Source organism: Vibrio fujianensis (assembly GCF_002749895.1).
Lineage (GTDB): Bacteria > Pseudomonadota > Gammaproteobacteria > Enterobacterales > Vibrionaceae > Vibrio > Vibrio fujianensis.
The window spans coordinates 801,398-801,992 of sequence record NZ_NBUS01000054.1 but is presented as its reverse complement, the minus strand read 5'-3'; the positions used below and the strand labels follow the sequence as shown (position 1 = coordinate 801,992).

At 45.7% G+C, this 595-nt stretch carries 1 protein-coding gene; it reads left to right on the top strand.

What is annotated here, in order from left to right:
- Nucleotides 1-595 (top strand): BCCT family transporter (locus B7C60_RS19940; protein ID WP_245869657.1); only part of this gene is annotated, 595 nt, incomplete at both ends.

Sequence of the window (595 nt, the reverse complement as noted above, 5' to 3'; positions counted from 1 at the left end):
TTACCTACAATCGCCGCCGTTATTTGCCGAGGCGAATAGTTACCCAGCCGCGGCTTGGGCTGTGACCTATTCTATTTTCCATTGGGGGATCACTGGCTGGGCAATTTACTGTTTCCCCGCGATTCCTTTTGCCTATGCTTTTTATGTGCAGAAAAGGCGCACTTTAAAAGTGTCGAGTTTATGTTCATCCGTGGTCGGCAATCATCCGCTGGTCAGCAAAAGTATTGATCTGTTGTCGATTTTTGGCACGCTGGCTGCTTTTGCTAGCTCATTGGCGTTAACCGTGACGCTGGTGAGTACTGGGGTTGCCGATTTATTGGCGATCAATAACAGCCTTGGTCTTCAAGGGATTATTATTGCGTTGTTTGTTAGCTCATTAGTCGCGGTGATGTTAGTGGGCTTTAATCAAGGCATTAATCAAATTTCAAACTGGACAGTGACCTTGGCGATTGTGTTTGCGCTGTTTGTTCTGCTGGTCACTCAGCCTGCTTTCATCGTTAATAATTTTACTGATTCATTAGGGGTGATGCTAGATAGCTTTTTTAGAATGTCTTTGTGGACCGATCCGGTTCAGCAAAGTGGCTTTGCTGAAGGT